The following is a 26,436-nucleotide window of genomic DNA, read 5'->3' on the forward strand; positions in this document are numbered from 1 at the left end:
ACGACCGTATGACGACGCCGTGGGGCGAGCTGGAGCTGAGCCGCTTCCCCGAGGACCCGCGTGACAGGCTGCGTGCCTGGGACGCCGCCGACGCGTATCTGCTCACGCATCTGCACGAGCAGGCGGTGCCGCTGACCGGCACGGTCGTCGTGCTCGGCGACCGGTGGGGCGCGCTGGTCACGGCGCTCGCCGGGGCGGAGCCGACGCAGATCACCGACTCGTGGCTGGGCCAGGAGGCGACCCGGGCGAACCTGGCGCGGGCCGGCGTCGCGACCGGCGCCGTACGGCTGCTGACCACGCAGGATCCGCCGCCCGCGCGGATCGACGTCCTGCTGGTGCGCGTCCCGAAGAGCCTCGCGCTCCTGGAGGACCAGCTCCTGCGGCTCGCGCCGGCGCTGCACGCGGACACGGTCGTCGTCGGCACCGGCATGGTCAAGGAGATCCACACCTCGACGCTGCGCCTGTTCGAACGGATCCTGGGCCCCACCCGCACCTCCCTGGCCCGCCAGAAGGCCCGCCTGATCCTCACCGTCCCGGACCCGGCGCTGGAGCGCCCGGCGAACCCGTGGCCGTACGGCTACGCCCTCCCGGACGACGTCGGGGTCCTCTCCGGCCGTCCGGTCGTCGGGCACGCGGGCGTCTTCTGCGCCGACCGCCTCGACATCGGCACGCGCTTCTTCCTCGCGCATCTGCCCGGTACGACGGGCGTGCGCCGGGTGGTGGACCTCGGCTGCGGCAACGGCGTCGTGGGGACGGCGGTGGCGCTGGCCAACCCGCGCGCCGAGGTGCTGTTCACCGACGAGTCGTTCCAGGCGGTGGCCTCGGCGGAGGCGACGTACAAGGCCAACGGGGTGCCGGGGCACGCCGAGTTCCGGGTCGGGGACGGGCTCGCGGGGGTGCCGGACGCCAGCGTGGACGTCGTCCTCAACAACCCGCCGTTCCACTCCCACCAGGCCACGACCGACGCGACGGCGCGGCGGATGTTCGGCGGGGCGCGGCGGGTGCTGCGGCCGGGCGGCGAGCTGTGGGTCGTGGGCAACCGGCACCTCGGCTACCACATCACGCTGCGCAAGCTGTTCGGGAACAGCGAAGTCGTGGCCGGGAACCCGAAGTTCGTGGTGCTGAGGGCGGTCAAGCAGGGCTGAGCCGACGCGGGAACGGGAACGTGGGCGGCCGAGGGGGTGCGGCAGAGGTCGAGGTCGAAATCCCGCGGGCCCGCCCCTGCCGGTCGCCGCGTGCGGCCCCCGCTCACACCTGGCCGACCACCCGCAGGATCCGCGCGGCCTCCTGCGCCATCGCCTCCCGCCCGGCGCCGAGATACGCACGGGAGTCCACCTCCTGCGGATGCTCCCGCAGATGCACGCGAATCGCCCCGGTCATCGCGACGTTGAGGGCCGTCCCGACGTTGACCTTGGCGATGCCGCCCGCGACGGCGGCGGTGAGTTCGCTGTCCGGCACCCCGGAGGAGCCGTGCAGGACGAGCGGTACGTCGACGGCGTCCGCGAGCCGTTTCAGCAGGTCGTGATCGAGGGCGGCGGTACGGCTGGTCATGGCGTGCGTGCTGCCGATCGCGACGGCCAGCGCGTCCACACCGGAGTCCGCGACGAACGCCCGCGCCTGGCCGGGATCGGTCCGCACCCCGGGCGCGTGCGCCCCCCGCTTCCCGCCGATCTCCCCCAACTCGGCCTCGATCCACACCCCTTGAGAGTGCGCCCACCCGACCGCACCCCGCGTCGCGGCGAGGTTCTCGTCGTACGGCAGATGCGAGGCGTCGTACATCACCGAGCTGAACCCGGCGTCGGCGGCCTGCCTCAGGAGCCGGTCGTCCCGGACGTGGTCGAGGTGCAACGCGACGGGTACGGCGGCCTGTCGGGCGACCGTGAGAGCGGCGCGGGCGAGGGCGTGGACCTGACCGCGCCGGAACCGGACCGCGTTCTCGCTGACTTGGAGCACGACCGGCACCCCGAGGGACTCGGCGCCTTCGACGACCGCCTCGATGTGCTCCAGGGTGATGACGTTGAACGCGGCGACGGCGGACCGGAGTCGAGCGGCGCTGGTGACGAGGTCGGCTGTGGTGGTGAGGGGCATCGTGCGCCTCCGGACGTTCAGGGCGTGAGGATCACCGAGCGTGTGAGGTGGCGGGGCCGGTCGGGGTCGAGTCCCCGGGCCGCCGCGACGGCCACCGCGAGCCGCTGGGCCCGGACCAGTTCGGCCAGCGGGTCCAGTTCGCCCTGGATCCACAACGCCCCGGTGTCGCGTACCTGTCGGTCGAGTCCGTCGGGCGCCTCGCCGAACATCCAGGTCGCCGTCCCGGCCGTGCTGACGCTGATGGGTCCGTGCCGGTACTCCATCGCCGGGTACGCCTCGGTCCACGCGAGGGACGCCTCGCGCATCTTCAGCGCGGCCTCGTGGGCGAGCCCGACGCTCCAGCCGCGTCCGAGGAACGTGAACTGGCGGCATTCCACGAGCCCTTGGGGCAGCGGTTCGGCAAGTGCCGTACGGGCGTCGGGTATTGCCGTGTCCGGGTGCAGGCCGAGGTGGGCGCGCAGGAGGGTGAGGGCCGTGGTGGCGAACCGGGTCTGGACGACGGAGCGTTCGTCGGCGTAGGTGAGGGAGACGATGGCGTCGGCGGCCGTCCCGACGGGCGCGTCCGGGTCGGCGGTGATCGCGGTCGTGCGGGTCCGGCCGCGCAACCGGCGCAGGAGGTCCAGGACTTCCGTCGTCGTGCCGGAGCGGGTGAGGGCGACGACGCGGTCGTAGGGGCGGTCGTACGGGAACTCCGAGGCGGCCCAGGCGTCCGTCTCGCCGCCCCGCAGGGCTGCCGCCGCCTGGGCCATGTAGTAGGAGGTGCCGCAGCCGACGATCGCGACGCGTTCGCCGGGGGCGGGCAACTCTGCCTTGTGGTCGGCGGCTCGGGAGACGGCACGGGTCCAGCACGCGGGCTGGGTCAGCAGTTCGTCCTCGACGTGGGTCATGTCCCGCCTTTCCCTGCGACGGTCGTCCCCGCACGGTACGGCGGCCCGCCTCAGGGCTTCAAGAACGCCTCAGCGGCCGGCGCCCCGGAAGAAGTCGAGCAGCAACCGGTTGACGGCGTCCGGGCGTTCGAGATAGCCGTAGTGGCCGCAGTCCTTGACCTCCCGGTACACCGCACCCGGGATCGCGTCGGCGACCTCGCGGCTGAGCCGGGCCGGGAGGGCTGCGTCGTCGGCGAAACCGATCACCAGCGTGGGCGTCCTGATCTCCCGGTACGCGGCCAACCTGCCGTCGGGGGCGGTGAGTTCGAGCTGTACGCGGCTGCCGGGCCCGGCGTCCTCGCGGGCGAACTCGAAGAGGTCCAGCCAGTCCTGGAGGCGCTGTTCGTCGTCGAGGGTGGCCGGGGAGAGGTTGCGCAGGGCGCGGTTCCAGGCCGTGTAGGCGGCGGGGAGCGTCAACCCCTCGGCGTGCAGGGCGCGTTCGGCGGCAATGGCGGCGCGGCGGTAGGCGTCGGTGCGGCCGTGGGTGGCCATCAGGACGCCCTGGCTGACCAACTCGGGCCGGGCGACCATGAGTTCCTGGACGACGTAGGCGCCCAGGGAGGTGCCGACGACCCGGCACGGGCCGAGGCCGAGGTGCTCGATGAGGCCGGCCGTGTCGGCAACCATGTCGTCGATCGTGAACCCCTCGGGACACGGGTCGCTCGGCGGGATGCCCCGGTTGGTGAAGGTGACGACACGGTGCCCGGCCGCCTTGAGGGCGGGGACCTGGTGGAGGTGCCAGACGCGTCCTCCGGCGCCGCGCCCCATCACGAGGACGACGGGGTCGCCGGCGCCCTCGTCGTCGTACTGGAGCCGGGTTCCGCCGATCCGCAGGTCGGGCATGGTCCTCCTTCGCCGTGCACGTGGTCGTGCACAGTCAACCAGCTCGCCCGCGGCGACCGGGCCGGGGACCGGCGTACGACGGCCGGTCCCCGGCGTGGTCTCACCAGGTGTGCGCGACGTCGATGACGATCTTGTCCGCCAACTGCTGGACCTTGAACGGCAGTCGGGCCCTCGTGCCGACGCCCATCAGGGTGTCGCCCTCGAAGCTGCTGGCGAAGCGGGTGTCGCGGAAGGTGGTGTAGCCGCTGACGTCGACCCCGGGGAGCGGCTGGCGGGCGCGGCCGGGGTAGGTGGGCTTGCCCGTCTCGTAGTCGTAGGACGGCGCCACGAGGCGGATCGAGAGGATCGCGCCGCCGGAGACCGGGACGAGGTCGCCGGAGCCGTCCTGGTACAGGGCGTCGACGTAGCCGACGCGGTAGCCGACGCCGGTGCCGCCGCCCGGTATGTCGAAGACGATCCGGTCGTAGCAGTCGTGCTGACCGGTCCGGGCGTTCGTGAGCGGCGCGTAGTTCACCGAGGCGGCGGACTTCTCAAGACTCCCCCAGCCGGTGGGACAGGCGGTGACGCTCTGCCCCGTGGCCGCCGTCGCGGTGGTGGCCGCGGTGCCGAGCGCTGTCACGGCGAGGGCTAGTGCCGCAACTGCCGCTGCTGTGCGTCGCATTGGTTCCCCTTGTGCGGATGGGTGTGACAGTGACGCGGCTTAAGACGACGCAGCCCGACGGAAGGTTGCCTTCCGAATCGGGGCCGCATGCAGGCGACTTGGCGTACAGCCCCGGTGAACTACTGGTCGGCGTGGGCGAGTTCGATGTCGTGGCCGTCTAGGTCCCCGGCCAGGCTGACGCCGGTCGCGCGGGGCGGGTAGCCGGTCGCGATGACGGTGTACTGGCCGCTGTCGAGGTCGGAGAAGGCGTACGCGCCGTCGGCGCCGGTCGTGGTCGTGGCGACGACGTTCCCGGCGGCGTCCACGAGCGTCACCCGGGCGTCGCCGAGCGGGAACCCGGCGCCGCGCACGGTCCCCCGCACGTGCGCGCCGGGCTGGAGCTCGGCCTCGACGCGGGTGACGCCGGTGCCGGCGATCTCGACGGGGAGCGCGAGCGGGCGGTGCTTGGGCGAGCTGACGGCGACCGTGACCGGGCCGGGGACGAGGTCGGTGAGCGCGAACTCGCCGAGCCCGTCGGTGCGCGTGGTCGCGAGGACGTCGCCCCGGACGTCGGTCACGATCACCACCGCTCCCGCGACCGGCGCCCCGCCGTCCGCGCCGCGCACGACGCCGGCGAGGCCGCTGCTGCCGCTCAGGAGGATGTCGTACGACACGGGCGCGGTGCCCACGACGACGGTGGTCGCCTGCGGCTGGAGTCCGTCGGCGGCGGCGAGCAGGACGTACGTGCCCTCGCCGGGCGCCTGGACGGCGTACGTGCCGTCGGTGTCGGCGACCGCGCGGGCCAACTGGCGTCCGTCCAGGGAGATCAGCGTCACGGCGGCGCCGGGGACGGGGACGTTCTCGGCGCCGCGCACCTGGCCGCGCACGGGGTGGCCGATGCCGCCGGGGACACCGTCGCCGAGGTTCGGGACGGTCGCGACGAGTTCGGCGACGGCGCGGGAGAGGGGGACGGCCACGGCGGCGCCGATGGCCTGGGTATCGGGGGCCTGGGCGGCGGCGACGGCTGGTGCCGGTGCGGTGGCGTCGTACGACTCAGGTGCGGCTGCACGTGCAGCTGCGGCTGCCTCTGCCTCTGCCTCTGCCTCGGAGCGCGCCTCGATCCCCGTGCCGGCCGTCCGCCTGCGCGGGATGAACGCCGCGACGGCGAACGCGAGCACCGCCGCCCCCGAGCCGACGCCCATGACGACCTTGAACCCGTTCTCCGAGGGCAGCGCCACCCCGTGGAAACCGGTCGTCATCTGCGCCAGGATCACCCCGGCCACGGCGCTGGCCGTCGAGGTGCCGATGGAGCGCATCAGGGTGTTGAGGCTGTTCGCGGCGGCGGTCTCGGCCGGGTCCACCGCGCCCATGATCAGCGCGGGCATCGCGCCGTAGGCGAAGCCGATACCGGCGCCGACGACGCAGGACACCAGGACGAGCTGCCAGACCTCGGACATCAGGACGACGCCGAGCCCGTACCCGACGGCGACGATCACCGCTCCGGCCATCAGTGTGACCTTGGCGCCCCACTTCTTGGACATGAGCGCGGACACGGGGGCGACGGCCATCATCACGAGCCCGGTCGGCGCCATGACGAGGCCCGCGTCGAGGAGCGACCTACCGAGGCCGTACCCGGTGGCCTCGGGGAGCTGGAGGAGCTGCGGCAGGACGAGGGACATCGCGAACATGGAGAACCCGAAGGCCATGGACGCGAGGTTGGTGACGAGGACCTGGCGGCGGGCGCTGGTGCGCAGGTCCACCAGCGGTGCGGGGACGCGGAGTTCGAAGAAGCCCCAGCCGACGAGGATGACGGCGGCGGCGGCGAACAGCCCGAGCGTCGTACCGCTGGTCCAGCCCCAGTCGGCGCCCTTGGAGATGCCGAGCAGCAGGCAGATCAGCCCGGCGGCCATCCCGGCGGCGCCGGGGAAGTCGAAGCGTCCGCCGGTGCGCACGCGGGACTCGGGGACGAACGCCGGGACCAGGACCAGCACGACGGCGCCGAGCGCGGCGGACGTCCAGAACAGCATGTGCCAGTCGAAGTGGTCGGCGATGAGCGCGGCGGCGGGCAGGCCGAGGGCGCCGCCGATGCCGAGGGAGGCGCTCATGAGGGCGGTCGCGGAGCCAAGGCGTTCGGCGGGGAGTTCGTCGCGCATGATGCTGATGCCGAGCGGGATCACCCCGGAGGCGAGGCCCTGGAGGGCGCGGCCGACGATCATGGGGGTGAGCGCGTCGCTGAGCGCGGCGACGACCGACCCGGCGACCAGCGTCAGCAGGCTGACGAGCAGCATCCGCCGCTTGCCGTACATGTCGCCGAGGCGGCCCATCACGGGGGTGGCGACCGCCGCCGCGAGGAGGGTCGCGGTGACCGCCCAAGTGGCGTCCGAGGCCGAGGCGTTCAGGAGTTTCGGCAGTTCGGGCACGATCGGGATGACCAGCGTCTGCATCAGCGAGACGACGATCCCGCCGAAGGCGAGCACCGCGACGACGAGGTTCGCCCGGGGCGCGGACTCCACCCCCGTCTCCACGGACCGGGGTTGCGCGTGGGACATGGTCGGGCCTCCGTGGGGGGATGTCGGGCCGGTACGCCGTCGACTGAATGTACGCCCGATTGATTGACTTAAGCAACCACAGGATGGGGGGATTATGTGGGGAAATGAGCAGGGCGTGCGCTCCACGTCCGGAGCGCACGCCCTGCCGGGTACCTCAGCGGGTCAGAGCGACTTCTCCAGCCGCTCCGCCACCACCCGCACGAACTTGCCCGGCTCCTTCGGCCGCCCGCCCTCGGCGAGCACCGCGAGGCCGTACAGCAACTCGGCGGTCTCCACGAGCCCTTCGCGCCGCGCCTCCTCCTGGTAGGCCCGGTTCAGGCCCTGCACCAGCGCGTGCCCGGCGTTGAGTTCGAGGATGCGCTTGGCGGTGGGGACCTCCTGGCCCATGGCCCGGAACATGTTCTGCAGGGCCGGGGTGATGTCGCCCGTGTCGGAGACGACGCAGGCCGGGGAGACGGTGAGGCGCGAGGAGAGCCGTACGTCCTTGACCTCCTCGGCGAGCCGCTCCTTCATCCAGTCGAGCAGCCCGGCGTACTCCTCGGCCTGCTTCTCCCGTTCCTCGGCGGCCTGTTCGCCGTCCTTCGCGTCGAGGTCGATCTCGCCCTTGGCGACGGAGCGCAGGCTCTTGCCCTCGAACTCGGGGACGGCGTCGACCCAGACCTCGTCAACCGCGTCGGTGAGCAGCAGGACTTCGATGCCGCGCGCCGAGAACGCCTCCATCTGCGGGGAGTTCTCGATGCTCTCGCGGGACTCGCCGGTCAGGTAGTAGATGGCCTCCTGGCCGTCCTTCATCCGCTCCACGTACTCCTGGAGCGTCGTCAACTCGCCGGATTCCGCCGAGGAGTTGGTGCTCTCGAAGGAGCAGACCCCGAGGAGCGCGTCCTTGTTGTCGGTGTCGCTGAGCAGCCCCTCCTTGAGGACCGCCCCGAACTCCCGCCAGAACGTCGCGTACTTGTCGGCCGCGTTCGCCCGCATCTCCTTGACCGAGGAGAGGAGCTTCTTCGCCAGCCGGCGCTGGATCATCAGGATGTGGCGGTCCTGCTGGAGGATCTCGCGGGACACGTTCAGCGAGAGGTCGGCCGCGTCCACGACACCCTTGACGAAGCGCAGGTACGGCGGGAGCAGCGCCTCGCAGTCGTCCATGATCAGGACGCGCTTGACGTAGAGCTGGAGGCCGCGCCGGTAGTCGCGGGTGAACAGGTCGTGCGGGGCGTGCTCGGGCAGGAAGAGCAGTGCCTGGTACTCGAAGGTGCCCTCGGCCTGGAGGCGGATGGTCTCCAGCGGGTCGCGCCAGTCGTGGCTGACGTGCTTGTACAGCTCGTGGTACTCGGCGTCGGTGACCTCGTCGCGCGAGCGCGCCCACAGGGCCTTCATCGAGTTGAGCGGCTCCTCCTCGGCGTCGAGGCGGATCGGCCAGGTGATGAAGTCCGAGTACTTCTTGACGATCTGCTTGACCGTCCAGTCGGCCGTGTAGTCGTGCAACTGGTTGTCGGGGTCGGCCTCTTTGAGGTGCAGCGTGACGGCCGTGCCCTGCGGGGCGTCCTCCACGCTCTCCAGGGTGTACGTCCCCTCGCCGCGCGACGACCAGCGGGTCCCGGCGCTCTCGCCGGCCCGGCGGGTCAGCAGCGTCATCTCGTCGGCGACCATGAAGCCGGAGTAGAAGCCGATGCCGAACTGGCCGATCAGGCCCTCGACTTCGTCCCCCTCGCCGTCCTGCTCCTTCAACTCCTTGAGGAACGCGGCGGTCCCGGAGTTCGCGATGGTCCCGATCAGCTTGCCGACCTCGTCGTACGACATGCCGATGCCGTTGTCGCGGACGGTGAGCGTCCGCGCGTCCTTGTCCAGCTCGATCCTGATGTGCAGGTCGGAGGTGTCCGCGTCGAGGCTGTCGTCCCTCAGCTTGTCGAGGCGCAGCTTGTCGAGCGCGTCGGAGGCGTTCGAGACGAGCTCCCTCAGGAACACGTCCTTGTTCGAGTAGACCGAGTGGATCATCAACTGGAGAAGCTGACGTGCCTCTACCTGGAACTCAAACGTTTCCGTCGCCATGGTGCGCGCGTCCTCCCACGTGCCGAATCCACTTGTTCACACAGAGCGAGAGCCACTCTAAAACACCAAGTGGGGCCCGCAGCACAGGCTTTAGGACCTGTTTCACATCCCTGGGCCGGGCCGCCGGGCAGAGTGACCGCAAACCCCCTTGCCCTCGCCCTTTCCCCTCCTTAACCTCACTTTGTGCCGCTGATAAACAAACTCCGCTCGCGCAACGTCGCGCCGAGCAGTGACCTCGCCCTCCTGCGGACCGTCCTGACCGCGTTCTTCGCCGTGGACGGCTTCATGTTCGCGGGCTGGGTCGTCCGCATCCCCGACATCAAGGAGCAGACCGGCGCCTCGGCCTCCTCCCTCGGCCTCGCCCTCCTCTGCGTCTCCGCCGGGGCGGTCGTGACGATGCTGTTCACGGGCCGCCTCTGCCAGCGCCACGGCAGCCACCTCGTCACCGTGATCTGCGCGGTCCTCCTCTCCCTGTCGATCACCCTGCCCCCGCACGCCCACTCCGTCCCGGCCCTGGGCGCCGTCCTGCTGCTCTTCGGCGCGGCGTACGGCGGGATCAACGTCGCCTTCAACAGCGCCGCCGTCGATCTCGTCACCGTCCTGCGCCGGCCGATCATGCCCAGCTTCCACGCGGCGTTCAGCCTCGGCGGCATGCTGGGGGCGGGGCTCGGCGCGCTGCTCGCGGGCAGCTTGTCGCCCTCGTGGCACTTGCTTCTGCTGGGTGTGGTCGGGCTTCTGGTCACGGCCGTCGCGGGACGCGCGCTTCTGCGGCTGCCGCCTGCGCGGGCGGTCGACGGGGGCATCAGGGTCGATGGGGCCGCCGGAGTCGACGCCCTGAATCACGCCGTCGTGCAGCAGTCCCACCCCGCCCCAACACGCCCCGCAGGCCCCCGCGCCCGGCGTCTCGTGATCGTCTTCGGGCTGATCGCCTGCTGCACGGCATACGGCGAGGGCGCCCTCGCCGACTGGGGCGCGCTGCACCTGCGCGAGGACCTCAACGCCTCCGCGGGAGCCGCGGCCGTCGGCTACTCCTGTTTCGCGCTGGCCATGACGGTCGGCCGGCTCTCCGGGACGACGCTGCTGGAGCGGCTCGGACGCAGCCGTACGGTCGTCGCGGGCGGCGCCCTCGCGGCGGCCGGGATGCTGCTGGGCGCGCTCGCCCCGGCGTTCTGGGTGGCGTTGATCGGCTTCGCCGTGGCGGGTCTCGGCCTCGCGAACCTCTTCCCGGTCGCCGTCGAACGCGCGGGCGCGCTGGCCGGCCCGCACGGCGTCGCCGTCGCCTCCACCCTCGGCTACGGCGGCATGCTGCTGGGCCCACCGGCGATCGGCTTCATGGCCGACTGGTTCTCCCTGCCCACCGCGCTCACCAGCGTCGCCGCCCTCGCGGGGCTGGCCGCACTGATCGGAGCGGTGGCCGGACGCGCGGAGAGCCGTACGCCAGCCTGAGCCGGGCGGCTCCCCACCGCTCGGGCGGGACACCACGCGCCCGCCTGGGCGGGGCAGTCGAGGCGCGTCCGCGTGGGGCAGCGGCCGCGCTTCCGAGCCCGCGCGCACGTAGTGCTGTGGCCTGGGCGGTTCCTCGGTGACCTCCGAGCCGCACACACGATGACCACCCACGCATGACTCCCCTCGCCCGCCCGAGCCAGGAGCCTCCGCAGGGGACAGCAACCACCCCTCCGAACCGCCCGCGCGAAACACCACCCACCCACCCGGGCCGAACGGCCCAGGTCGTCGCCCCGCGCGGAGCCCCCGGATCTCCATGCACCCCTCCGTACCGCCCTCCGGCGCGTCACACTCGTGGCCATGGAGACGATTGAGTTCATCCGTGTCCTCGACCATGAGGGCCGGGCCCTGGCCGATGCCGCCGAGGCTGCCGGGGTCGACAGCGGTGTCCCGACCTGCCCGGGATGGCGGGTGCGGGAGTTGGTGGAGCACACGGGGGCCGTGCACCGGTGGGCGCGCGCGTTCGTGGCCGAAGGGATCACCGAACGACGGCCGCTCGCCCCGGTGCCCCAACTCGACGACCCCGGCCTGCTGGACTGGTTCCGCGAGGGGCACCGCCTGCTCGTCGAGACGCTCGCCTCGGCCCCGCCCGGCACCGACTGCTTCGCCTTCCTGCCCGCACCCTCGCCGCTCGCCTTCTGGACCCGCCGCCAGGCCCACGAGACGGCCGTGCACCGCTACGACGCCGAGTCCGCGGCCGGCGTCGAACCCGCCCCGGTCGGCACCGACTTCGCCGTGGACGGCGTCGACGAGATCCTGCGCGGCTTCCACGCGCGCGAGCGCAGCCGCGTCCGCACCGAGGAACCCCGCCTGGTGCGCGTGCGCGCGACGGACGCGGACGACGCGGTGTGGACCGTACGGCTCTCCGCCGGACCGCCGGTGACGGTGCGCGCCGACACCGGCGAGGCCGACTGCGAACTCTCCGGCCCCGCTCGCACGTTGTACCTCGCGCTGTGGAACCGGGAGCCGTTCCCCGAGGTGCACGGGGACCAGGCGCTGGCCGCCCTGTGGACGGAGCGCTCGGCGATCATCTGACGGGACGCCGGCTCCTGTGCGAGACTCGGCGGTATGACGGGGCATGGGGGACGCCGTACGCAGGCCGATCGGGACGCGATCACGGTGGAGATCGGATACGCGCTGTTCAGCGCAGCCTTCGCAGCGGCGGTCGTGTTCGGAGCGGTGGCCGGTCCGTCGCTCCTCTTCGACCTGCCGGAACCGGCGGAGGGGCTGCTGTTCAAGGCGGGCGCCGGACTCGTACCGGTGGTGTTCCTCGCACGGGTGATCAGCGTCCTGGTGAAGTTCACCGCGTCCCAGGGCAAAGGCTCGGACCAGCCCGGACGCTCGGCTTAGCTCGGGCGCCGGCATCGGGGCGACCACGCGAACCGGTCCGGCCGCTCGGCCTGGCTCAGCCCCCAGGAGCAGGGCGACCGCCCGGCCCGGACCGAAGCCCCGGATCGAGGCACCCCCTCGCCTGAGCCCGGCCCGGTCAACAACCCCGCACACCAACCCCACCACACGGCCCACCCCCACAACGCCCCTCACCCCAGCCACCCAGGCCGCACCAACCCCGACTCATAAGCCAGCACAACCAGTTGCGCCCGATCCCGCGCCCCCAGCTTCACCATCGTCCGGCTGACGTGAGTCTTCGCGGTGAGCGGGCTGACGACCAACCTGCGCGCGATCTCCTCGTTCGACAGCCCGATCCCGACCAGCGCCATGACCTCCCGCTCGCGTTCCGTGAGCGGCGCGAGGGCGTCGGCGCTCGACGGTTCCTTGGAGCGGGCCGCGAACTCGGCGATGAGGCGCCGGGTCACGCTGGGCGAGAGCAGCGCGTCCCCGGCGACCACCGCCCGTACGGCGCGCAGGAGTTCGTCCGGCTCGGTGTCCTTGACGAGGAAGCCCGAGGCGCCGGAGCGGATCGCCTCGAAGACGTACTCGTCCAGTTCGAAGGTGGTCAGGACGACCACCCGCACATCCTGGAGCGCCGGTTCCCCGGTGATCACGCGGGTCGCGGCGAGGCCGTCCAGCACGGGCATCCGGATGTCCATCAGCACGACGTCCGGCGCGGCCTCCCGAACGGCCCGTACGGCTTCCTCCCCGTCCGCCGCCTCACCGACCACCTCGATGTCGGCCTGCGCGTCGAGCAGAGCGCGGAAGCCGGCGCGGACGAGGGACTGGTCGTCGGCGAGGAGTACACGGATCACTGGTCGTCCTCCTTGGTGGAACCCGGGGTCGGGGGCCTGGCAGGGGTCCCGGAGGCCGGCGTACGGAGCTTCCCGGACGGAGTCCCCCGCGTCGGCAGCACCGCCACCACCCGGAACCCGCCGTCCTCCCGCGCGCCCGCCTCGATGGTCCCGCCGAGTGCCGCCGCCCGCTCCCGCATCCCGGCGAGGCCGTTGCCGCTGCCGCCGGCGTCCGCTCCGGTCGCCGGGCCGTCGTCGTCCACGACGAGCCGCAGCGCCCCGCCCTCCGTGTCGAGGCGCACGCGCGCGTGGCGGGAGCCGGAGTGGCGGACGACGTTGGTGAGGGCTTCCTGCACGATGCGGAAGGCGGCGAGGCCGGTGCCCGGGGAGAGCCGGGGCGGGGTGCCGTCGATCCGGACGGTCAGGCCCGCGTGGGCGGCCTGTTCGACGAGTTCCGGGAGCCGGTCGAGACCGGGGGCCGGGGTGCGCGGGGCGTCTCCGGGGGCACGGAGGGTGTCGAGGACCTGGCGGACCTCGCCGAGGGCCTCCTTGCTGGCCGCCTTGATGGTGGTGAGGGCGGTGCGGGCCTGGCCCGGGTCGGTGTCGAGGAGGGCGAGGCCGACGCCCGCCTGGACGTTGATGACGGAGAGGCTGTGCGCGAGGACGTCGTGCAGTTCCCGGGCGATGCGCAGGCGCTCCTCGTCTGCGCGGCGCCGGGCGGCGTGGGCGCGTTCGGCGCGCTCCCGGGCCCACTGTTCGCGGCGTGTGGAGGCCAGTTCCGAGACGACCACGATCACCACGGCCCAGGCGGCGACGGCGAACTCCTGCCCGAGGGGCGCGGATCCGTCACCGGCCGGGGGCAGCCAGCGGTAGAGCCACTGGGTGACCAGCAGGTCGGTGGCCCACAGCAGGCCGACGGCACTCCACGCGGCCCTGCGGTGCCCGGCGACGACGGCGGCGAAGCAGGCGAGGGCGACGGTCACGAACACCGGCCCGTACGGGTATCCGGCGCCGAGGTACAGGGCCGCCGCCAGCGTCGTACCCCACAGGACGGTCACCGGCCGGCGGTGGCGCCACAGGAGGAGTCCGGCGGCGGTGATCAGCAGCAGGCGGGCGAGGACGTCGAGCGGCAGGCGGTCGTCGGCCTGGGCGCGGGCGGCGTAGGCCGAGCCGATCAGTACGAACGCGGTGACGAGCGCGGTCGACCGCCAGGGCCACCGCCGGGTGTCCTGCGCCGCGCGCCACCACGGCGGTCCGTCCGGCCACCGTCCCGCTGTCCGTTCCTCCATACCGGCCACGCTAGACGGGCAGGGGGCCGGGGGACGTCCGCCGGGCGGAGCGCTCGCCCGTACTTCCCCGGGAGTACGCGGCGGGGCGTCAGCGGGCGGCAAGGTCCGCCTCCACGTTGGCCGCCATGACCGACAGGACCCGGACCGTGCGCGCGTACTCCTCGGGCGTCAGGCCGGTCAGGGCCGTTCGGCGGGTGCACTCGACCCGCTCCAGCGCCCGTGTGTGGATCGCGCGGCCCTCGTCCGTCAGCCCGATGTCCGCGCCCTGGCCGGTCAGTCCGCGGGCGGCGAGCACCATCAGCACCTCGTCGGGCCCGGGGCCGTTCCCCGCGGCCCAGAAAGGGGCCGGCGCCTCGCGGAGCCTGGCGCGTGTGGCGGCGCCCGCTGCGATCGCGTGGAGAACCTGCCACTCTCTGCGGGTGAGCGAGACGTCCGCGAGGGCCTCCTCGAACTGGCGCTCCAGGAGGTGGTCGAGGTGCTTGAGCCAGTAGCCGACCGGCCGGTCCGTGGTCATGGGAACCCCCGTGGTCCGTTCCATGTACAGTGACATGCAGTTGCGTACCACTATGCACCGGAGACCCCGTGCCTGACAACCCCATTTCGGACATGACGGCCATCGAGCGCGCCCTCGTCGCGCTCCGCCGGTCCCAGCAGCGGCGCAACCTCGCCCGGCACGCCGAGCGGCGCGGCGAGCACGAGGGGGGCGAGCGGCTGCCGGACGCGGTGCTCGAACTGCTCGACGCGGTCGAGTCGGCCGCCGACCGGGGCGAGTCCCTGACGGTCACGGACGCGGCCGGCGCGCTCGGCGTCGACCAGCCGCGCTCCAGCCGTCTCGCCGCCCAGGCCCTGGACGCCGGCCTGCTGCGCCGCGAGGCCGACCAGAGCGACGGCCGCCGTTCCCTGCTGGCCCTCACCGACGACGGCCGCGCGGCCCTGGCCCGCGTCCACGACACCCGGCACCGCGCAATCGCCGAGGCCATCGCCCACTGGCCCACGGAGGACCAGGACGCCTTCGCCCGCCTCCTGCCGCGCTTCGTCCAGGACTTCGCCGCACTGACCGAGCGGGACAGGAGCCAGGCCGGGAGCCCGCCTTCACCTCAGGCGCACTCCGACCCGGGCCCCGCAAGCACCTTCTAGGCCGCCCCCTCCTCCCTGAACCCCACCCCACGCGCAAGCCGTGACGCCGCCTCGTGGAAGAACGGCCCGCGGTCCTCGACGACACGGTGGAACTGGCCGAAGAGCTCGAAGCCGACGAGACCGTAGAGCTGGGCCCAGGCGGCGACGAGGGCGGCGGCGACACCCGGCGGGAGGTCGGGAGCGAGGTCGGCGGCGATGCGCTCGGCCTCGGGACGCAGGGCGGGCGGGAGGGGCGGTTCCACGAGGGCGCCCGCGTGCTGGGCGTCACGGGCGATCGCGATGAAGAGGAGGCCGACGCGGGCGGCGGCGGGGACGGTCGTGTCGGGGGCCTGGTAGCCGGGGACGGGCGAGCCGTAGATCAGCGCGTACTCGTGGGGTCGCGCGAGCGCCCACCCGCGTACGGCCTCGCAGACGGCGACCCAGCGCCGTACGGCGTCGTCCTGGGCGACCTGGGCGTGGGCCTTCTCGGCGGCTTCTCCGAGGCTGTCGTACGCGTCGATGATGAGGGCCGTGAGGAGGTCGTCGCGGCTCGGGAAGTAGCGGTAGAGGGCCGAGGAGACCATGCCCAGCTCACGGGCGACGGCCCGCAGCGAGAGCTGGGCGGCGCCCGCCGCGGCGAGCTGTCTGCGGGCCTCCTCCTTGATGGCGGCGGTCACTTCGATCCGGGCACGGGCGCGGGCCCCTGGAGAGACGTTACGGCTCATGCGGACAAGTCTTCCACCAAAACGGAGCGGTGCACACATTGGAGAACGCCGAACAAAAGAGAGAGCACCGCTCTTGCAATGCACGCAAGGCTCGTGCAGACTCGGGGACAGGAAACGAGAGCACTGCTCTCCGAAACTCGGGAGTCACCATGTCACAGCCGTACTACCTCAAGGCCGGCCCGCTCAACGTCCGCTTCAACAACGCCGTCGGCTGGCTCGCCCGGCACGGCGTCAGCCTCGCGGGCTCCGCCGAACTGTCCGTGAAGGGCCGCAGCAGCGGGCGGATGCAGCGCCTCCCGGTCAACCCGCTCACCCACGCGGGCGCGCAGTACCTGGTCTCCGCGCGGGGCCACTCCCAGTGGGTGCGCAACATGCGCGCGGCGGGCGGCGGCGAACTGCGCGTCGGCCGCAGGGTGCGGGAGTTCACGGCCGTCGAGGTGCCCGACGCCGAGAAGGTCGACATCCTGCGGACCTACCTGAAGAAGTGGGGCTGGGAGGTCGACCAGTTCTTCCACGGGGTCTCGGCGAAGTCCTCGGACGAGGAGATCGCCGCCGCGGCGGGCGACCACCCCGTCTTCCGGATCACCGTCAGGAGCTGACCTCGGTGCCGGCCTCCTCGGTCTCGACCGGCGCCTTCGGCCGCGGCTCGACCCCGGTCAGCACGCGCTGCGCGATCGGGTGCGTACGGACCAGCTCGCCCAGGGTCGTCTTGCCGCGGGTGATCTCGGTGAACGCCCGCCAGGCGGGACGGAAGCCCGTGAGCGCGGCGTGGAACAGGCCCGGACGGCGCTCGAAGGCGGCCAGCATGCGCTTGCCGACGCTCATCTCGACCCCGAGGCCCGCCTTGATCGCGAACGCGTAGTTCAGGGCCTGACGGCGCGTGTCCACCGCGTCGTGCGCCTCCGAGATGCGCACCGCCCACTCCCCCGCGAGCCGCCCGGAGCGCAGCGCGAAGGAGATGCCCTCCCGGGTCCACGGCTCCAGCAGGCCGGCCGCGTCGCCGCAGACCAGCACGCGCCCGCGCGAGAGGGGCGAGTCGTCCGCGCGGCAGCGCGTCAGATGGCCGGAGGAGATGCTCGGTTCGAACCCGGCGAGCCCGAGCCGCCCGATGAAGTCCTCCAGGTACCGCTTGGTCGCCGCGCCCTCCCCGCGCGCGGAGATCACGCCGACCGTCAGTGTGTCCCCCTTGGGGAACACCCAGCCGTAACTGCCCGGCATCGGGCCCCAGTCGATGAGGACGCGACCCTTCCAGTCCTCGGCGACCGTCTCCGGCACCGGGATCTCAGCCTCCAGTCCCAGGTCGACCTGGTCGAGCTTCACGCCCACGTGCGCCCCTATGCGGCTGGCGCTGCCGTCGGCGCCGACCACCGCGCGCGCGAGGAGCGTCTCGCCGCCCTGGAGGACGACGGCGACGCTGCGCCGGTCCGGGACGGCCGAGCCGTGCTGCTCGACGCGGGTCACCGTCACACCGGTCCGCAGCTCGGCGCCCGCCTTCTGCGCGTGCTCCACCAACTGCTGGTCGAACTCAGGGCGGTTGATCAGCCCGAACAGCATCTGCCGGGACTTGCGGGTGCGCGTGAAGCGGCCGTTGTTGGAGAACGTGACCGCGTGCACCCGGTCCTTGAAGGGCAGGTCGAAACCGGGCGGCAGACAGTCACGGGAAGGACCGATGATGCCGCCGCCGCACGTCTTGTAGCGGGGCAGCTCGGCCTTCTCCAACAGCAGCACCCGCCGCCCCGTGACCGCCGCCGCATAGGCGGCCGAGGCCCCGGCGGGGCCCGCGCCCACCACGACGACGTCCCACACCTGACGCGCGTCCTCGGTCTCGCGCACGTCGTCCGCCGAAGAGTTCTCGCTGCTCACGATGGTCTACTGCTCCCGATCCAGCCGCCTGTCGCACCTGTCCACCCGCATCCTACGGCGGAGATCGCCGAGGTCCTCCGGTGAGGGCCCGCAGGCCCGAGCGCGTACGCTCGGCTGCGAGATCCCCCGCCGTACGGACCCGTACGGACGCGTGCTCACCCCGTACAACGTCGCACCCACGAGGAGCGTGCCCATGTCGTCGAAATCGGTCGCCGAGACCGTCGCATCCCTGATGCCCAGGGCTCAGGCGGAACTGGCCGAACTGGTGGCCTTCCGGTCGGTGGCCGACTTCGACCAGTTCCCGCGCAGCGAGAGCGAGGCCGCCGCGCGCTGGATCACCGACGCGCTCGGCGCGGAGGGCTTCCAGGACATCGCGATCCTCGACACCCCGGACGGCACCCAGTCCGTGTACGGCTGCCTGCCGGGCCCCGAGGGCGCGCGCACGGTCCTGCTGTACGCGCACTACGACGTGCAGCCGCCGCTGGACGAGGCCGCCTGGGCGAGCCCGCCCTTCGAGCTGACCGAACGCGACGGGCGCTGGTACGCGCGCGGGGCGGCCGACTGCAAGGGCGGCCTGATCATGCACCTGCTCGCGCTGCGCGCCCTGAAGGCGAACGGCGGTGTCCCGGTGCACGTCAAGATCATCGTCGAGGGCTCCGAGGAGCAGGGCACGGGCGGCCTGGAGCGGTACGCCGAGGCCCACCCCGAACTGCTCGGCGCCGACACGATCGTCATCGGCGACGCCGGCAACTTCCGGGTCGGCCTGCCCACCGTCACGGCCACCCTGCGCGGGATGACGATGCTCCGGGTGAGCGTCGACACCCTCGGCGGCAACCTGCACTCCGGCCAGTTCGGCGGCGCCGCCCCGGACGCCCTCGCCGCGCTGATCCGGATCCTCGACTCCCTGCGCGCGGACGACGGTTCGACGACCGTCGACGGGCTGACATCCGACGCGCGCTGGGAGGGCCTCCAGTACGACGAGGAGCAGTTCCGGCAGGACGCCAAGGTCCTCGACGGCGTCGGTCTGATCGGCTCCGGGACGGTCGCCGACCGTATCTGGGCGCGTCCCGCGGTCACCGTCCTCGGCATCGACAGCCCGCCCGTCGTCGGCGCCACCCCGTCCGTGCAGGCGCACGCCCGCGCGCTGGTGAGCCTGCGCGTCCCGCCGGGCACGGACGCCGCCGAGGCGACGAAGCTGCTGCGCGCGCACCTGGAGGCGCACACGCCGTGGCACGCGCGCGTGCAGATCGAACAGGTCGGCCAGGGCCAGCCGTTCAGCGCGGACACGACCAGTCCCGCGTACGCGGCGATGGCCGAGGCCATGGCGGTCGCCTACCCCGGCGAGGAGATGCAGTACGCCGGCCAGGGCGGCTCCATCCCCCTGTGCAACACCCTCGCCGCGCTCTACCCGCGCGCGGAGATCCTCCTCATCGGCCTCAGCGAGCCGGAGGCCCAGATCCACGCGGTCAACGAGAGCGTGTCGCCGCAGGAGCTGGAGCGGCTGTCGGTCGCGGAGGCCCTGTTCCTGCGGAACTACGCGGCGAGCTGAGGCAGTTGCCCGGCCGCGTCCGGCAGGCCGTCCACGCGGCCGTGTCCGCCGCCCTCGCCCGCCTCGACGACGCGGACCTCTCCGCGCTCCTCGGCACGGCCGTCCCGCACGGCACGGGCGTGGGCGGCACCACCGCGCGCGTACGGGTCGCCGGACATCCGGTGTTCGTGAAACGCATGCCTCTCACGGACACCGACCTCCGGCGCACCACGGCGAACGTCTTCGGTCTCCCGCCCGCGTGCCACTACGGCATCGGCGCCGTCCCCAGCCCCGGGTTCGGCGCCTGGCGGGAGCTGGCGGTGTACGAGACGACGACCCGGTGGGCCGTCTCGGGCCGCTTCCCGGGCTTCCCGCTGCTGCACCACGCGCGCGTCCTGCCCACCCCCGCCCCGACGGACACCCCCGACACCGAAAGGGCCGTGGCCTACTGGGGACCGGCCGTCCGCCCGCGCATCGAGGCCCTGCGTACGGCGCCGGCGAGCCTGACGCTGTTCCTGGAGCACATCCCGTCCACGCTCCACGACTGGCTCCGCGCCCGCGTGCACGGCCCCGACGCGGACGCGGCGTGCGCCCTGGCGGACCGTCAACTGGCGGCCCTCACGGCCTTCTTGGGAACGACGGGCCTCGTCCACTTCGACACCCACTTCCGCAACGTCCTCACCGACGGCCGCCGCCTCCACCTCACCGACCACGGCCTGGCCCTCTCCCCCGAGTTCGCCCTCGCCCCGGCGGAACACGCCTTCCACGCCGCCCACCTGTCGTACGACGACGTCTACACGCGCGCGTACCTGGCCCGTTGGCTGGTCACCGAGTTCCACGGCCGCGCCGACCGCCTGGCCCGCCTGCGCGCGTACGCGAATGGCGCCCGCCCCGACGGCATGCCGGACGGCGCGGCCGAACTGGTCCGGCGGCACGCCGCCGTCGGCGCGGTGATGGACGCGTTCGAGTCACGGTTGGGCGAGGACGCGACGACCCCGTTCCCTGCGGCCGAAGCCGCTCAGTGCCCTTCTCCGGGCACGGGGACGCCCTCCTCAAGGTAGATCGCCGCGCCGCGCTCCCGGGCCCGCAGAGCCCAGCACAGGCGTTCGTAGCGGGCCGGTGGCAGGAGGTCGGCGGCCTCGTGTTCGGTGGCGAAGCGCCAGGCCCGCAGTTCGGGGCCGGGCAGCGACAGGTCCGCCACGGCCTCGGGGGCGAGGCGGCCGCCGTCGAAGAGGAGGCGCAGACCGCCGTAGCGGGGCGGGCGGGGCGGCTCCCAGTCGACGACGAGCAGCGCGGGCACGTCCGTCAGGCGTATCCCGGTCTCCTCCTCGACCTCGCGCATGCCCGCGCGCGCGGGCGCCTCGCCGGGTTCGACGACGCCGCCGGGGAACTCCCAGCCGGGCTTGTAGGTCGGGTCGACGAGCAGGACACGGTCGTCCTCGTCGAAGAGCAGTACCCCCGAGGCGAGCGTCTCCGCCGTCGGCTCGGGCGTCTGGACGATGTCGCACTCCGGGACGGCGCCCGTCCCGACGGCCTCCGCGATCCGCAGGGCCGCCTCGTACGGCGTGAGGGCACTGGTGTCGATGAGATGGGCGTCGGCCGTCAGCCAGGCGGCGAGCGCGGCGCGGTAGGGCTCGATGTGGTCGTACGCCCACTGCCGTACCCGCATCTCGCCGTCCGGGAGGTCCGGCGGGACCGGGCGGTCCGCTATCCGCTCACGCAGGATCGTTTCAGCCGGGGCGAGGAGCACATGGCGTACCGGGATGCGGCGGGCGGCGAGGCCGCCGAAGATCTCGTCGCGGTACTCCTGGCGCAGCAGCGTCATGGGCACCAGCAGCGTGCCGCCGACCTCGGCGAGCAGCGCGGCCGCCGTGTCGATCACGAGCCGGCGCCAGATCGGCAGGTCCTGGTAGTCGCCGACCTCGGCCAGGTGCTTGGCCGGAAGCAGGTGGGGGAGCGCCCCGCCGACGAACTCCGGGTCGAAGAGCGTGCTGTTCGGGATCAGATCGCTCAGTTCCCGTGCGGTGGTCGTCTTCCCCGCACCGAACGCGCCGTTGATCCAGACGACGGTCACGATTCCCCCCTCTTCCGTTGGCCCCCTGAGGCTTGCCCGCTCCACCCTGCCTCGGAAACCAGTTCGTGTGGAGGACCAGGTGGAAGCACCGAGGCGCCGGTCCCCCACAAGGGCCGGCGCCTCGCGTACGGCTGATGTCAGCCGTTCTGCCCGAGCGTGTTCTCGTTCGTGGCCAGGCTGCTGTCGTCGGCCACCGCGTGGTCGAGGGTGCTGAGCGTGTCCCCCAGGGGGAGTCCCCCGAGTGTGTCGTGGTCCGCCCCGTGCGACGGAGTGATCGCGGCGACGACGAACCCGGTGGCCAGGGAGGCGATGGCGAGCATGCTGCGCTTCTTCATGCCCACTCCAACGCCGCCGACGGGCGGGAGGTCACGCACGGGGTGGGCGACGACGCAGTACGGCTCCGCGCGCGGGCGCATCGTCCCGTACCCCCGAAACCGACCCTCCCGCGCGCGTGCCCCACCCCACGACTCACACCCCCGCCGCCGCGGCCCCTTCCTGCCGCACCAGCGCCGCCGCGGCCGCCCCCACGAGCCCCGCGTCCGTCCCCATCTGCGCGGGGACGATCGTGAGGCCCTGGACGAAGGAGAGCGTGGCGTAGTCGGCGAGATGACGGCGCAGCGGGCCGAAGAGGACGTCGCCGGCCTTCCCCACGCCCCCGCCGATCACGACGATGTCTATCTCGACCAGCGTCGCGGTCGCCGCGATGCCCGCCGCGAGGGCCTGGGCGGCGCGGTCGAACGAGGCGAGGGCGGCCGGGTCTCCGGCGCGCGCGGCGGCGGCGACCGCGGCGGCCGTGGCGTCGCCGTCGGGGCCGGGGCGCCAGCCGTTGTCGAGGGCGCGGCGGGCGATGTTGGGGCCGCTGGCGATGCGCTCGACGCAGCCCCGGGCACCGCAGGGGCAGGGGTCGCCGTCGAGGTCGACGGAGATGTGCCCGATGTGTCCGGCGTTGCCGGTGGGCCCGGAGTGGAGGCGGCCGTTCAGGACGAGCCCTCCGCCGACGCCGGTGGAGACGACCATGCAGAGCGCGTTGTCGTGCCCGCGCGCGGCGCCCTGCCAGTGCTCGGCGGCGGTGATGGCGACCCCGTCGCCGATCAGCTCGACGGGCAGGTCACCGGTGACCGCGCGCACGCGCGGGACGAGCGGGAAGCCGCGCCAGCCGGGCACGTTGACGGGGCTGACGGTGCCCGCGGAGGCGTCCACGGGGCCCGCGCTGCCGATCCCGACGCTGTGGACGCGGTCCCACAGCGGGGACGCGGTCAGCTCGCCGAGCACCTCCTCGACGGCGCCCATCACGGTCTCGCCGTCCTCCCGCGCGGGGGTCGGCCGCTGGGCGCGGACCACGATCGCGCCGTCGCCGTCCACCAGGGCTCCGGCGATCTTGGTGCCGCCGATGTCGAGCGCGGCCACGAGGTCGGTGTGCATCAAAGTCTCGGTTCTCCCCAGTCGACCGGCGAAACGGGTTGGCCGGTCCAGCGGTGGGGGACGTGAACCGGAGATGGCGGTGGACAGTCTCTCCCGCATCTGACAACGTTGTCCAGGCTCTATGCTCGACGCCACATCCTCATACAACCCCAGGGATCGCGCGACCCCCCGCAGACCAGGACATCGCCGTACTCCCGAGGCCGACAGGAACAGGACACCGCATCGTGCCCCAGACGCCCCGCCGCGCCGCCTCCCTGACCACCGCCCGCTACGGCAACCGTCCCACGATGAAGGACGTCGCCGCCCGCGCCGGTGTCGGCCTCAAGACCGTCTCCCGCGTCGTCAACGGCGAACCCGGCGTCACCCCCGAGACCGAGCGGCGCGTCCAGGAGGCCATCGAGGCACTGGGCTTCCGCCGCAACGACAGCGCGCGCGTGCTGCGCAAGGGGCGTACGGCGAGCATCGGGCTGGTCCTCGAAGACCTCGCCGACCCGTTCTACGGCCCGCTGAGCCGCGCGGTCGAGGAGGTGGCCCGCTCGCACGGCGCCCTGCTGATCAACGGCTCCAGCGCCGAGGACCCCGAGCGCGAACAGGAACTGGCGCTGGCGCTGTGCGCGCGGCGGGTGGACGGGCTCGTGGTGATCCCGGCGGGGGACGACCACCGCTATCTGGAGCCGGAGATCAAGGCGGGCGTCGCGACGGTGTTCGTGGACCGGCCGGCCGGGCAGATCGACGCCGACTGCGTCCTGTCCGACAACTTCGGCGGGGCCCGCGAGGGCGTCGCCCACCTCCTCGCGCACGGGCACCGCAGGATCGGGTTCATCGGCGACATGCCCCGTATCCACACGGCCGCCGAGCGTCTGCGCGGCTACCGGGCCGCCCTGGACGACGCCGGGATAGCCGTCGAGGACGACTGGATGTCCCTCGGCGTCACCAGCCCCGACCGGGTACGCCACGCCGCCGAGCAAATGCTGTCCGGGCCCTCGCCGGTCACCGCGATCTTCGCCGCCAACAACCGGGTCACCGTCACCGTCATCCGCGTCCTCGCCGAGCACACCCGCCGCGTCGCCCTCATCGGCTTCGACGACCTCGAACTCGCCGACCTCCTCCAGCCCGGGGTCACCGTCATCTCCCAGGACGCGGCGATCATCGGCCGCACCGCCGCGGAACGCCTCTTCCAGCAACTCGAAGGCGCCCACGTCGCCCCCGAACGCATCGTCCTGCCGACCCGGCTGATCACCCGGGGCTCGGGGGAACTGCCGCCGGCGGACTGAGCGCGCCCGCGGCGGACCGGACGTAGCGTCAGCGAATGAGGGTCACGCGCAGGGCGTACAGGTGGAGAGGGTAGGTTCCCCCCACGAAAACGCACTGGGGGATGACCCGGAAGCCCTGCTGCGTGTAGTAGGCCACGTAGTACTGGCCGCGCACCACGCACTCCGGGTAGAGGTACACGCCCACGTGGTACGTCCGCGCCACGGAGGCCGCGGCGCTGGGCGCGGCCACGGCTGCGGGAGCCGAGACGGCGGCTCCCGCGAACGCGATGGTGAGTGCGGCCAGCACGGCGGCGATCCGCTTCTTCCCCGCCCTTGTTCCTGCGGTGCTCATGGATGTGCCTCCAAACGCCGATGGGATGCTGCGACCCACTGTCGCCCGCACCAGGTGGCCCGGTCTTCGGCCGGGAGCGCAGACATCCTGCGCACTCAGCGCACGGCGGCCCGGATCTCGCTCGGCGTGACCCCGTACGCCCTGCGGAAGGCACGGCTGAAGTCCGCGGGATGGCGGAAGCCCCAGCGCAGGGCGGTCTCGCCGATCGTGCGGCGGCGCAGGCGGGGGTCGGCCAGCTCGGCGCGGCAGCGTTCCAGCCGACGGCGGCGGATGGTGGCGGCGACGGACTCCGGCTCGCTCCGGAAGAGCTGGTGGAGGGTGCGTACCGAGATGTGGTGGTGGGCGGCGACGGCCGCGGGAGTCAGGCCGGGGTCGCCGAGGTTGTGGTCGATGAAGGCGTTGACGCGGGCCAGCATGGCCTGTTGGCGGGTCTCGGCGGGGAGGGCGTCGTAGGTTCCGAGGTGCTGGGCGAGGCAGGCGCTCGCGAGGTCCAGCGTGATCGTCCCCAGCCGGCTCAGGTCGCGCGGGTCGCAGTCGGGCCCGTAGGCGTCCAAGGTGGTCATGAACCTCGCGAAGATCGCGCCCATGCCGGTGCTCGTCGACAACCGCCGGGCGAGCAGGCGGTGGATCTTGTCCGGCGGTAACGGCAGTCCTCCGCGCGGCAACTGCGCGATCACCACCTGAGTGTGGCGGCCCTTGTCGGGCACGGCGCCCTCGAACGGGTGCGAGAGATCGAAGAGCACCATGTCACCGCAGACCAGCCCCGAGTCCTGGCGCTGCTGGCTGATCCACAGCGGGGTCCCGGAGACGAACGTCAGCTGGTACGTGTCCGGGTCGGCCCGCCGGATGTCCGCCCAGGTGCGTTTCAGATACGCGGGCGGGCTTCTGAACGCGGCCACCCGTACGGAGCCGAGGTCCAGCACCGAGGCCCACGCGGGGAACCCCGCGGCGTTCGCGCTGCCGATGGTGAGCGGCGCCAGCTCACGGGACACGAGGTCGGCCCAGAAAGGCAGTTGCTCCTTCGCGGACAGCCCCTCGTTCGACACCTTCAGCCACATGGCGCACCCCCGGAATCACCGTACCGACGACGTGCTGAGGTTCAGCGACGACCAAGCATCACCCGCGGCGAACGCGCCATGACTCCCGGGTGGTGTAGGACACATCCCATGCGCCCCTCCGCCACCCCTCACCCCACCCTCACCTCCCTCGGCCTCGCCCAGGCCCCCCGCGACCACCCCCTCACCTACCCCGGCCCCTGGCCCGCCACCTCCGCTCTCCTGCACGGCGACCGTCTCCTCCCGCTGGACCGCCTGGCCCACCCCGACCGCACCCCCGTCCTGGCCGTCGGCTCCAACGCCTGCCCGGGTCAACTGCGGCACAAGATGGACGAGTTCGGTATCACCTCCCCCATCCCGATGACGAGGGCCCGTGTCACCGGTCTCGACGTCGGCGTCTCGGCGCACGTGAGCCGGATGGGGTATGTCTCCGCGTCGCCGCTGCACGCCCCCGGCGTCACGCGGGAGTTGTTCGTGATCTGGCTGGACGACGAGCAACTGGACGTCGTCGACGCCAGCGAGGGCGCCCACTCGCCCCGGGGGAACTACGCCCGGGTCCGGCTGCCCGCACCGGAGTTCGGGGTGGAGCTGGAGAACGGCCGTGCCCTGCCCGGGACTTACGTCTACGTGAACCGCCACGGAGTCCTGCACGACGGCACGGGAACCCCGCGCCGCCACGGCGACCAGCGCACACTGATCTCCGATTTCCTCAAAGCGTCCCCGGAGTTGGGGCGCCTTTTCGGTACGACCCCGGAGGAGTTCAGCGAACGGGCGCGCGCAGACCCGGAGTTGTGCGAGCGGGGCACCCGGCTGCTGAGGCGGGAGAAGCTCGTCACGGCGTCCGGCCTGGAGCACCTCCACGCCCGGGCCGAAACACTTCCCCGCAGATCGGGCGGGCCGGAACGCTGAGTTAGGGTCGACGGCAAGGCATCGCGTGCCGGTCACCGCCCCGGTGCGGCATGGAGGTGCCCGTGAGTTTGC

General features: G+C 72.8%; 26 protein-coding genes. 10 read left to right on the forward strand and 16 right to left on the reverse strand.

Features of this window, described 5'->3' with window-relative positions; genetic code table 11:
• Nucleotides 1–8: 8 nt before the first annotated feature.
• Complete coding sequence (locus ACLZOT_RS17035) at nucleotides 9–1,145, forward strand: methyltransferase (RefSeq protein ID WP_416969818.1); 1,137 nt, start codon at nucleotides 9–11, stop codon at nucleotides 1,143–1,145.
• 103 nt (nucleotides 1,146–1,248) lie between these two features.
• Here ACLZOT_RS17035 and ACLZOT_RS17040 read toward each other — a convergent pair whose 3' ends face one another.
• The 6 genes from ACLZOT_RS17040 to htpG all read right to left on the reverse strand — a co-directional run bounded on the left by ACLZOT_RS17040 (nucleotide 1,249) and on the right by htpG (nucleotide 9,092).
• Complete coding sequence (locus ACLZOT_RS17040; RefSeq protein ID WP_416969757.1) at nucleotides 1,249–2,088, reverse strand: class II fructose-bisphosphate aldolase; 840 nt, start codon at nucleotides 2,086–2,088, stop codon at nucleotides 1,249–1,251.
• A 17-nt stretch (nucleotides 2,089–2,105) separates the two neighbouring features.
• A complete protein-coding gene (locus ACLZOT_RS17045) occupies nucleotides 2,106–2,975 on the reverse strand; it encodes an SIS domain-containing protein (RefSeq protein WP_416969758.1) in 870 nt (289 codons plus the stop codon).
• Nucleotides 2,976–3,044: 69 nt separating this feature from the next.
• Nucleotides 3,045–3,857, reverse strand: coding sequence for an alpha/beta fold hydrolase (locus ACLZOT_RS17050; RefSeq protein ID WP_416969759.1), 813 nt, complete (start codon nucleotides 3,855–3,857; stop codon nucleotides 3,045–3,047).
• Between the two features lie 100 nt (nucleotides 3,858–3,957).
• Entirely contained in the window at nucleotides 3,958–4,518 is a 561-nt protein-coding gene (locus tag ACLZOT_RS17055) for a hypothetical protein (protein ID WP_416969760.1), read from the reverse strand.
• 119 nt (nucleotides 4,519–4,637) lie between these two features.
• Nucleotides 4,638–7,046 carry an MFS transporter gene (locus tag ACLZOT_RS17060; protein ID WP_416969761.1) on the reverse strand — a complete coding sequence of 803 codons (2,409 nt, stop codon included), beginning with the start codon at nucleotides 7,044–7,046 and terminating at the stop codon, nucleotides 4,638–4,640.
• A 162-nt stretch (nucleotides 7,047–7,208) separates the two neighbouring features.
• The gene (htpG, locus tag ACLZOT_RS17065) at nucleotides 7,209–9,092 is read right to left on the reverse strand and encodes a molecular chaperone HtpG (RefSeq protein ID WP_416969762.1); all 1,884 of its coding nucleotides are present in this window, start codon (nucleotides 9,090–9,092) and stop codon (nucleotides 7,209–7,211) included.
• Nucleotides 9,093–9,275: 183 nt separating this feature from the next.
• Here htpG and ACLZOT_RS17070 point away from each other — a divergent pair, with 183 nt between their 5' ends.
• The 3 genes from ACLZOT_RS17070 to ACLZOT_RS17080 all read left to right on the forward strand — a co-directional run bounded on the left by ACLZOT_RS17070 (nucleotide 9,276) and on the right by ACLZOT_RS17080 (nucleotide 11,945).
• Nucleotides 9,276–10,538 carry an MFS transporter gene (locus ACLZOT_RS17070; RefSeq protein ID WP_416969763.1) on the forward strand — a complete coding sequence of 421 codons (1,263 nt, stop codon included), beginning with the start codon at nucleotides 9,276–9,278 and terminating at the stop codon, nucleotides 10,536–10,538.
• A 357-nt stretch (nucleotides 10,539–10,895) separates the two neighbouring features.
• A complete protein-coding gene (locus ACLZOT_RS17075; protein ID WP_416969764.1) occupies nucleotides 10,896–11,630 on the forward strand; it encodes a maleylpyruvate isomerase family mycothiol-dependent enzyme in 735 nt (244 codons plus the stop codon).
• 33 nt (nucleotides 11,631–11,663) lie between these two features.
• Nucleotides 11,664–11,945, forward strand: coding sequence for a DUF6332 family protein (locus ACLZOT_RS17080; protein ID WP_416969765.1), 282 nt, complete (start codon nucleotides 11,664–11,666; stop codon nucleotides 11,943–11,945).
• A gap of 188 nt (nucleotides 11,946–12,133) precedes the next feature.
• Here the strand turns inward: ACLZOT_RS17080 and ACLZOT_RS17085 are convergent, their stop codons facing one another.
• From ACLZOT_RS17085 to ACLZOT_RS17095, 3 genes are all read right to left on the reverse strand, one after another.
• Nucleotides 12,134–12,799, reverse strand: coding sequence for a response regulator (locus ACLZOT_RS17085; protein ID WP_416969766.1), 666 nt, complete (start codon nucleotides 12,797–12,799; stop codon nucleotides 12,134–12,136).
• Nucleotides 12,796–14,067, reverse strand: coding sequence for a sensor histidine kinase (locus ACLZOT_RS17090; protein WP_416969767.1), 1,272 nt, complete (start codon nucleotides 14,065–14,067; stop codon nucleotides 12,796–12,798). The genes ACLZOT_RS17085 and ACLZOT_RS17090 overlap by 4 nt, the downstream gene beginning before the upstream one ends.
• A gap of 88 nt (nucleotides 14,068–14,155) precedes the next feature.
• Entirely contained in the window at nucleotides 14,156–14,581 is a 426-nt protein-coding gene (locus ACLZOT_RS17095; RefSeq protein WP_416969768.1) for a MarR family transcriptional regulator, read from the reverse strand.
• Nucleotides 14,582–14,649: 68 nt separating this feature from the next.
• Here ACLZOT_RS17095 and ACLZOT_RS17100 point away from each other — a divergent pair, with 68 nt between their 5' ends.
• Complete coding sequence (locus ACLZOT_RS17100; protein WP_416969769.1) at nucleotides 14,650–15,204, forward strand: MarR family winged helix-turn-helix transcriptional regulator; 555 nt, start codon at nucleotides 14,650–14,652, stop codon at nucleotides 15,202–15,204.
• On the opposite strand, the gene ACLZOT_RS17105 is transcribed toward ACLZOT_RS17100, so the two are convergent.
• Nucleotides 15,201–15,908 (reverse strand): TetR/AcrR family transcriptional regulator, encoded by a 708-nt coding sequence (locus ACLZOT_RS17105; protein WP_416969770.1) that lies wholly within the window; start codon nucleotides 15,906–15,908, stop codon nucleotides 15,201–15,203. The two genes, ACLZOT_RS17100 and ACLZOT_RS17105, sit on opposite strands and share 4 nt — an antisense overlap.
• Nucleotides 15,909–16,057: 149 nt before the next feature.
• Here ACLZOT_RS17105 and ACLZOT_RS17110 point away from each other — a divergent pair, with 149 nt between their 5' ends.
• Nucleotides 16,058–16,507, forward strand: a complete 450-nt coding sequence (locus ACLZOT_RS17110) for a nitroreductase family deazaflavin-dependent oxidoreductase (protein ID WP_416969771.1) — start codon at nucleotides 16,058–16,060, stop codon at nucleotides 16,505–16,507.
• Here the strand turns inward: ACLZOT_RS17110 and ACLZOT_RS17115 are convergent.
• The gene (locus ACLZOT_RS17115; RefSeq protein WP_416969772.1) at nucleotides 16,497–17,771 is read right to left on the reverse strand and encodes a geranylgeranyl reductase family protein; all 1,275 of its coding nucleotides are present in this window, start codon (nucleotides 17,769–17,771) and stop codon (nucleotides 16,497–16,499) included. The genes ACLZOT_RS17110 and ACLZOT_RS17115 overlap by 11 nt on opposite strands.
• Nucleotides 17,772–17,964: 193 nt before the next feature.
• Between ACLZOT_RS17115 and ACLZOT_RS17120 the strand changes: the two genes are divergently transcribed.
• Together ACLZOT_RS17120 and ACLZOT_RS17125 are read left to right on the forward strand one after the other, a co-directional pair.
• Nucleotides 17,965–19,320 carry a dipeptidase gene (locus ACLZOT_RS17120; protein WP_416969773.1) on the forward strand — a complete coding sequence of 452 codons (1,356 nt, stop codon included), beginning with the start codon at nucleotides 17,965–17,967 and terminating at the stop codon, nucleotides 19,318–19,320.
• 5 nt (nucleotides 19,321–19,325) lie between these two features.
• Nucleotides 19,326–20,360: a protein kinase family protein gene (locus ACLZOT_RS17125; RefSeq protein WP_416969774.1), complete on the forward strand. Its 1,035-nt coding sequence runs from the start codon at nucleotides 19,326–19,328 to the stop codon at nucleotides 20,358–20,360.
• Here ACLZOT_RS17125 and ACLZOT_RS17130 read toward each other — a convergent pair.
• The 3 genes from ACLZOT_RS17130 to ACLZOT_RS17140 all read right to left on the reverse strand — a co-directional run bounded on the left by ACLZOT_RS17130 (nucleotide 20,318) and on the right by ACLZOT_RS17140 (nucleotide 22,795).
• Nucleotides 20,318–21,373, reverse strand: coding sequence for an NUDIX hydrolase (locus tag ACLZOT_RS17130; protein WP_416969775.1), 1,056 nt, complete (start codon nucleotides 21,371–21,373; stop codon nucleotides 20,318–20,320). The two genes, ACLZOT_RS17125 and ACLZOT_RS17130, sit on opposite strands and share 43 nt — an antisense overlap.
• Before the next feature lie 137 nt (nucleotides 21,374–21,510).
• The gene (locus tag ACLZOT_RS17135; RefSeq protein ID WP_416969776.1) at nucleotides 21,511–21,708 is read right to left on the reverse strand and encodes a hypothetical protein; all 198 of its coding nucleotides are present in this window, start codon (nucleotides 21,706–21,708) and stop codon (nucleotides 21,511–21,513) included.
• Nucleotides 21,709–21,841: 133 nt separating this feature from the next.
• The gene (locus ACLZOT_RS17140) at nucleotides 21,842–22,795 is read right to left on the reverse strand and encodes an ROK family protein (protein ID WP_416969777.1); all 954 of its coding nucleotides are present in this window, start codon (nucleotides 22,793–22,795) and stop codon (nucleotides 21,842–21,844) included.
• A gap of 224 nt (nucleotides 22,796–23,019) precedes the next feature.
• On the opposite strand from ACLZOT_RS17140, the gene ACLZOT_RS17145 reads away from it, so the two are divergent.
• Entirely contained in the window at nucleotides 23,020–24,069 is a 1,050-nt protein-coding gene (locus ACLZOT_RS17145) for a LacI family DNA-binding transcriptional regulator (protein ID WP_416969778.1), read from the forward strand.
• 28 nt (nucleotides 24,070–24,097) lie between these two features.
• Here ACLZOT_RS17145 and ACLZOT_RS17150 read toward each other — a convergent pair whose 3' ends face one another.
• Nucleotides 24,098–24,400 (reverse strand): hypothetical protein, encoded by a 303-nt coding sequence (locus ACLZOT_RS17150; protein ID WP_416969779.1) that lies wholly within the window; start codon nucleotides 24,398–24,400, stop codon nucleotides 24,098–24,100.
• A 95-nt stretch (nucleotides 24,401–24,495) separates the two neighbouring features.
• Nucleotides 24,496–25,458 carry a helix-turn-helix domain-containing protein gene (locus ACLZOT_RS17155; protein ID WP_416969780.1) on the reverse strand — a complete coding sequence of 321 codons (963 nt, stop codon included), beginning with the start codon at nucleotides 25,456–25,458 and terminating at the stop codon, nucleotides 24,496–24,498.
• A 108-nt stretch (nucleotides 25,459–25,566) separates the two neighbouring features.
• On the opposite strand from ACLZOT_RS17155, the gene ACLZOT_RS17160 reads away from it, so the two are divergent.
• Nucleotides 25,567–26,364, forward strand: coding sequence for a hypothetical protein (locus ACLZOT_RS17160; RefSeq protein WP_416969781.1), 798 nt, complete (start codon nucleotides 25,567–25,569; stop codon nucleotides 26,362–26,364).
• Nucleotides 26,365–26,436 lie beyond the last annotated feature (72 nt).

Source organism: Streptomyces sp. 4F14 (assembly GCF_048159485.1).
Lineage (GTDB): Bacteria > Actinomycetota > Actinomycetes > Streptomycetales > Streptomycetaceae > Streptomyces.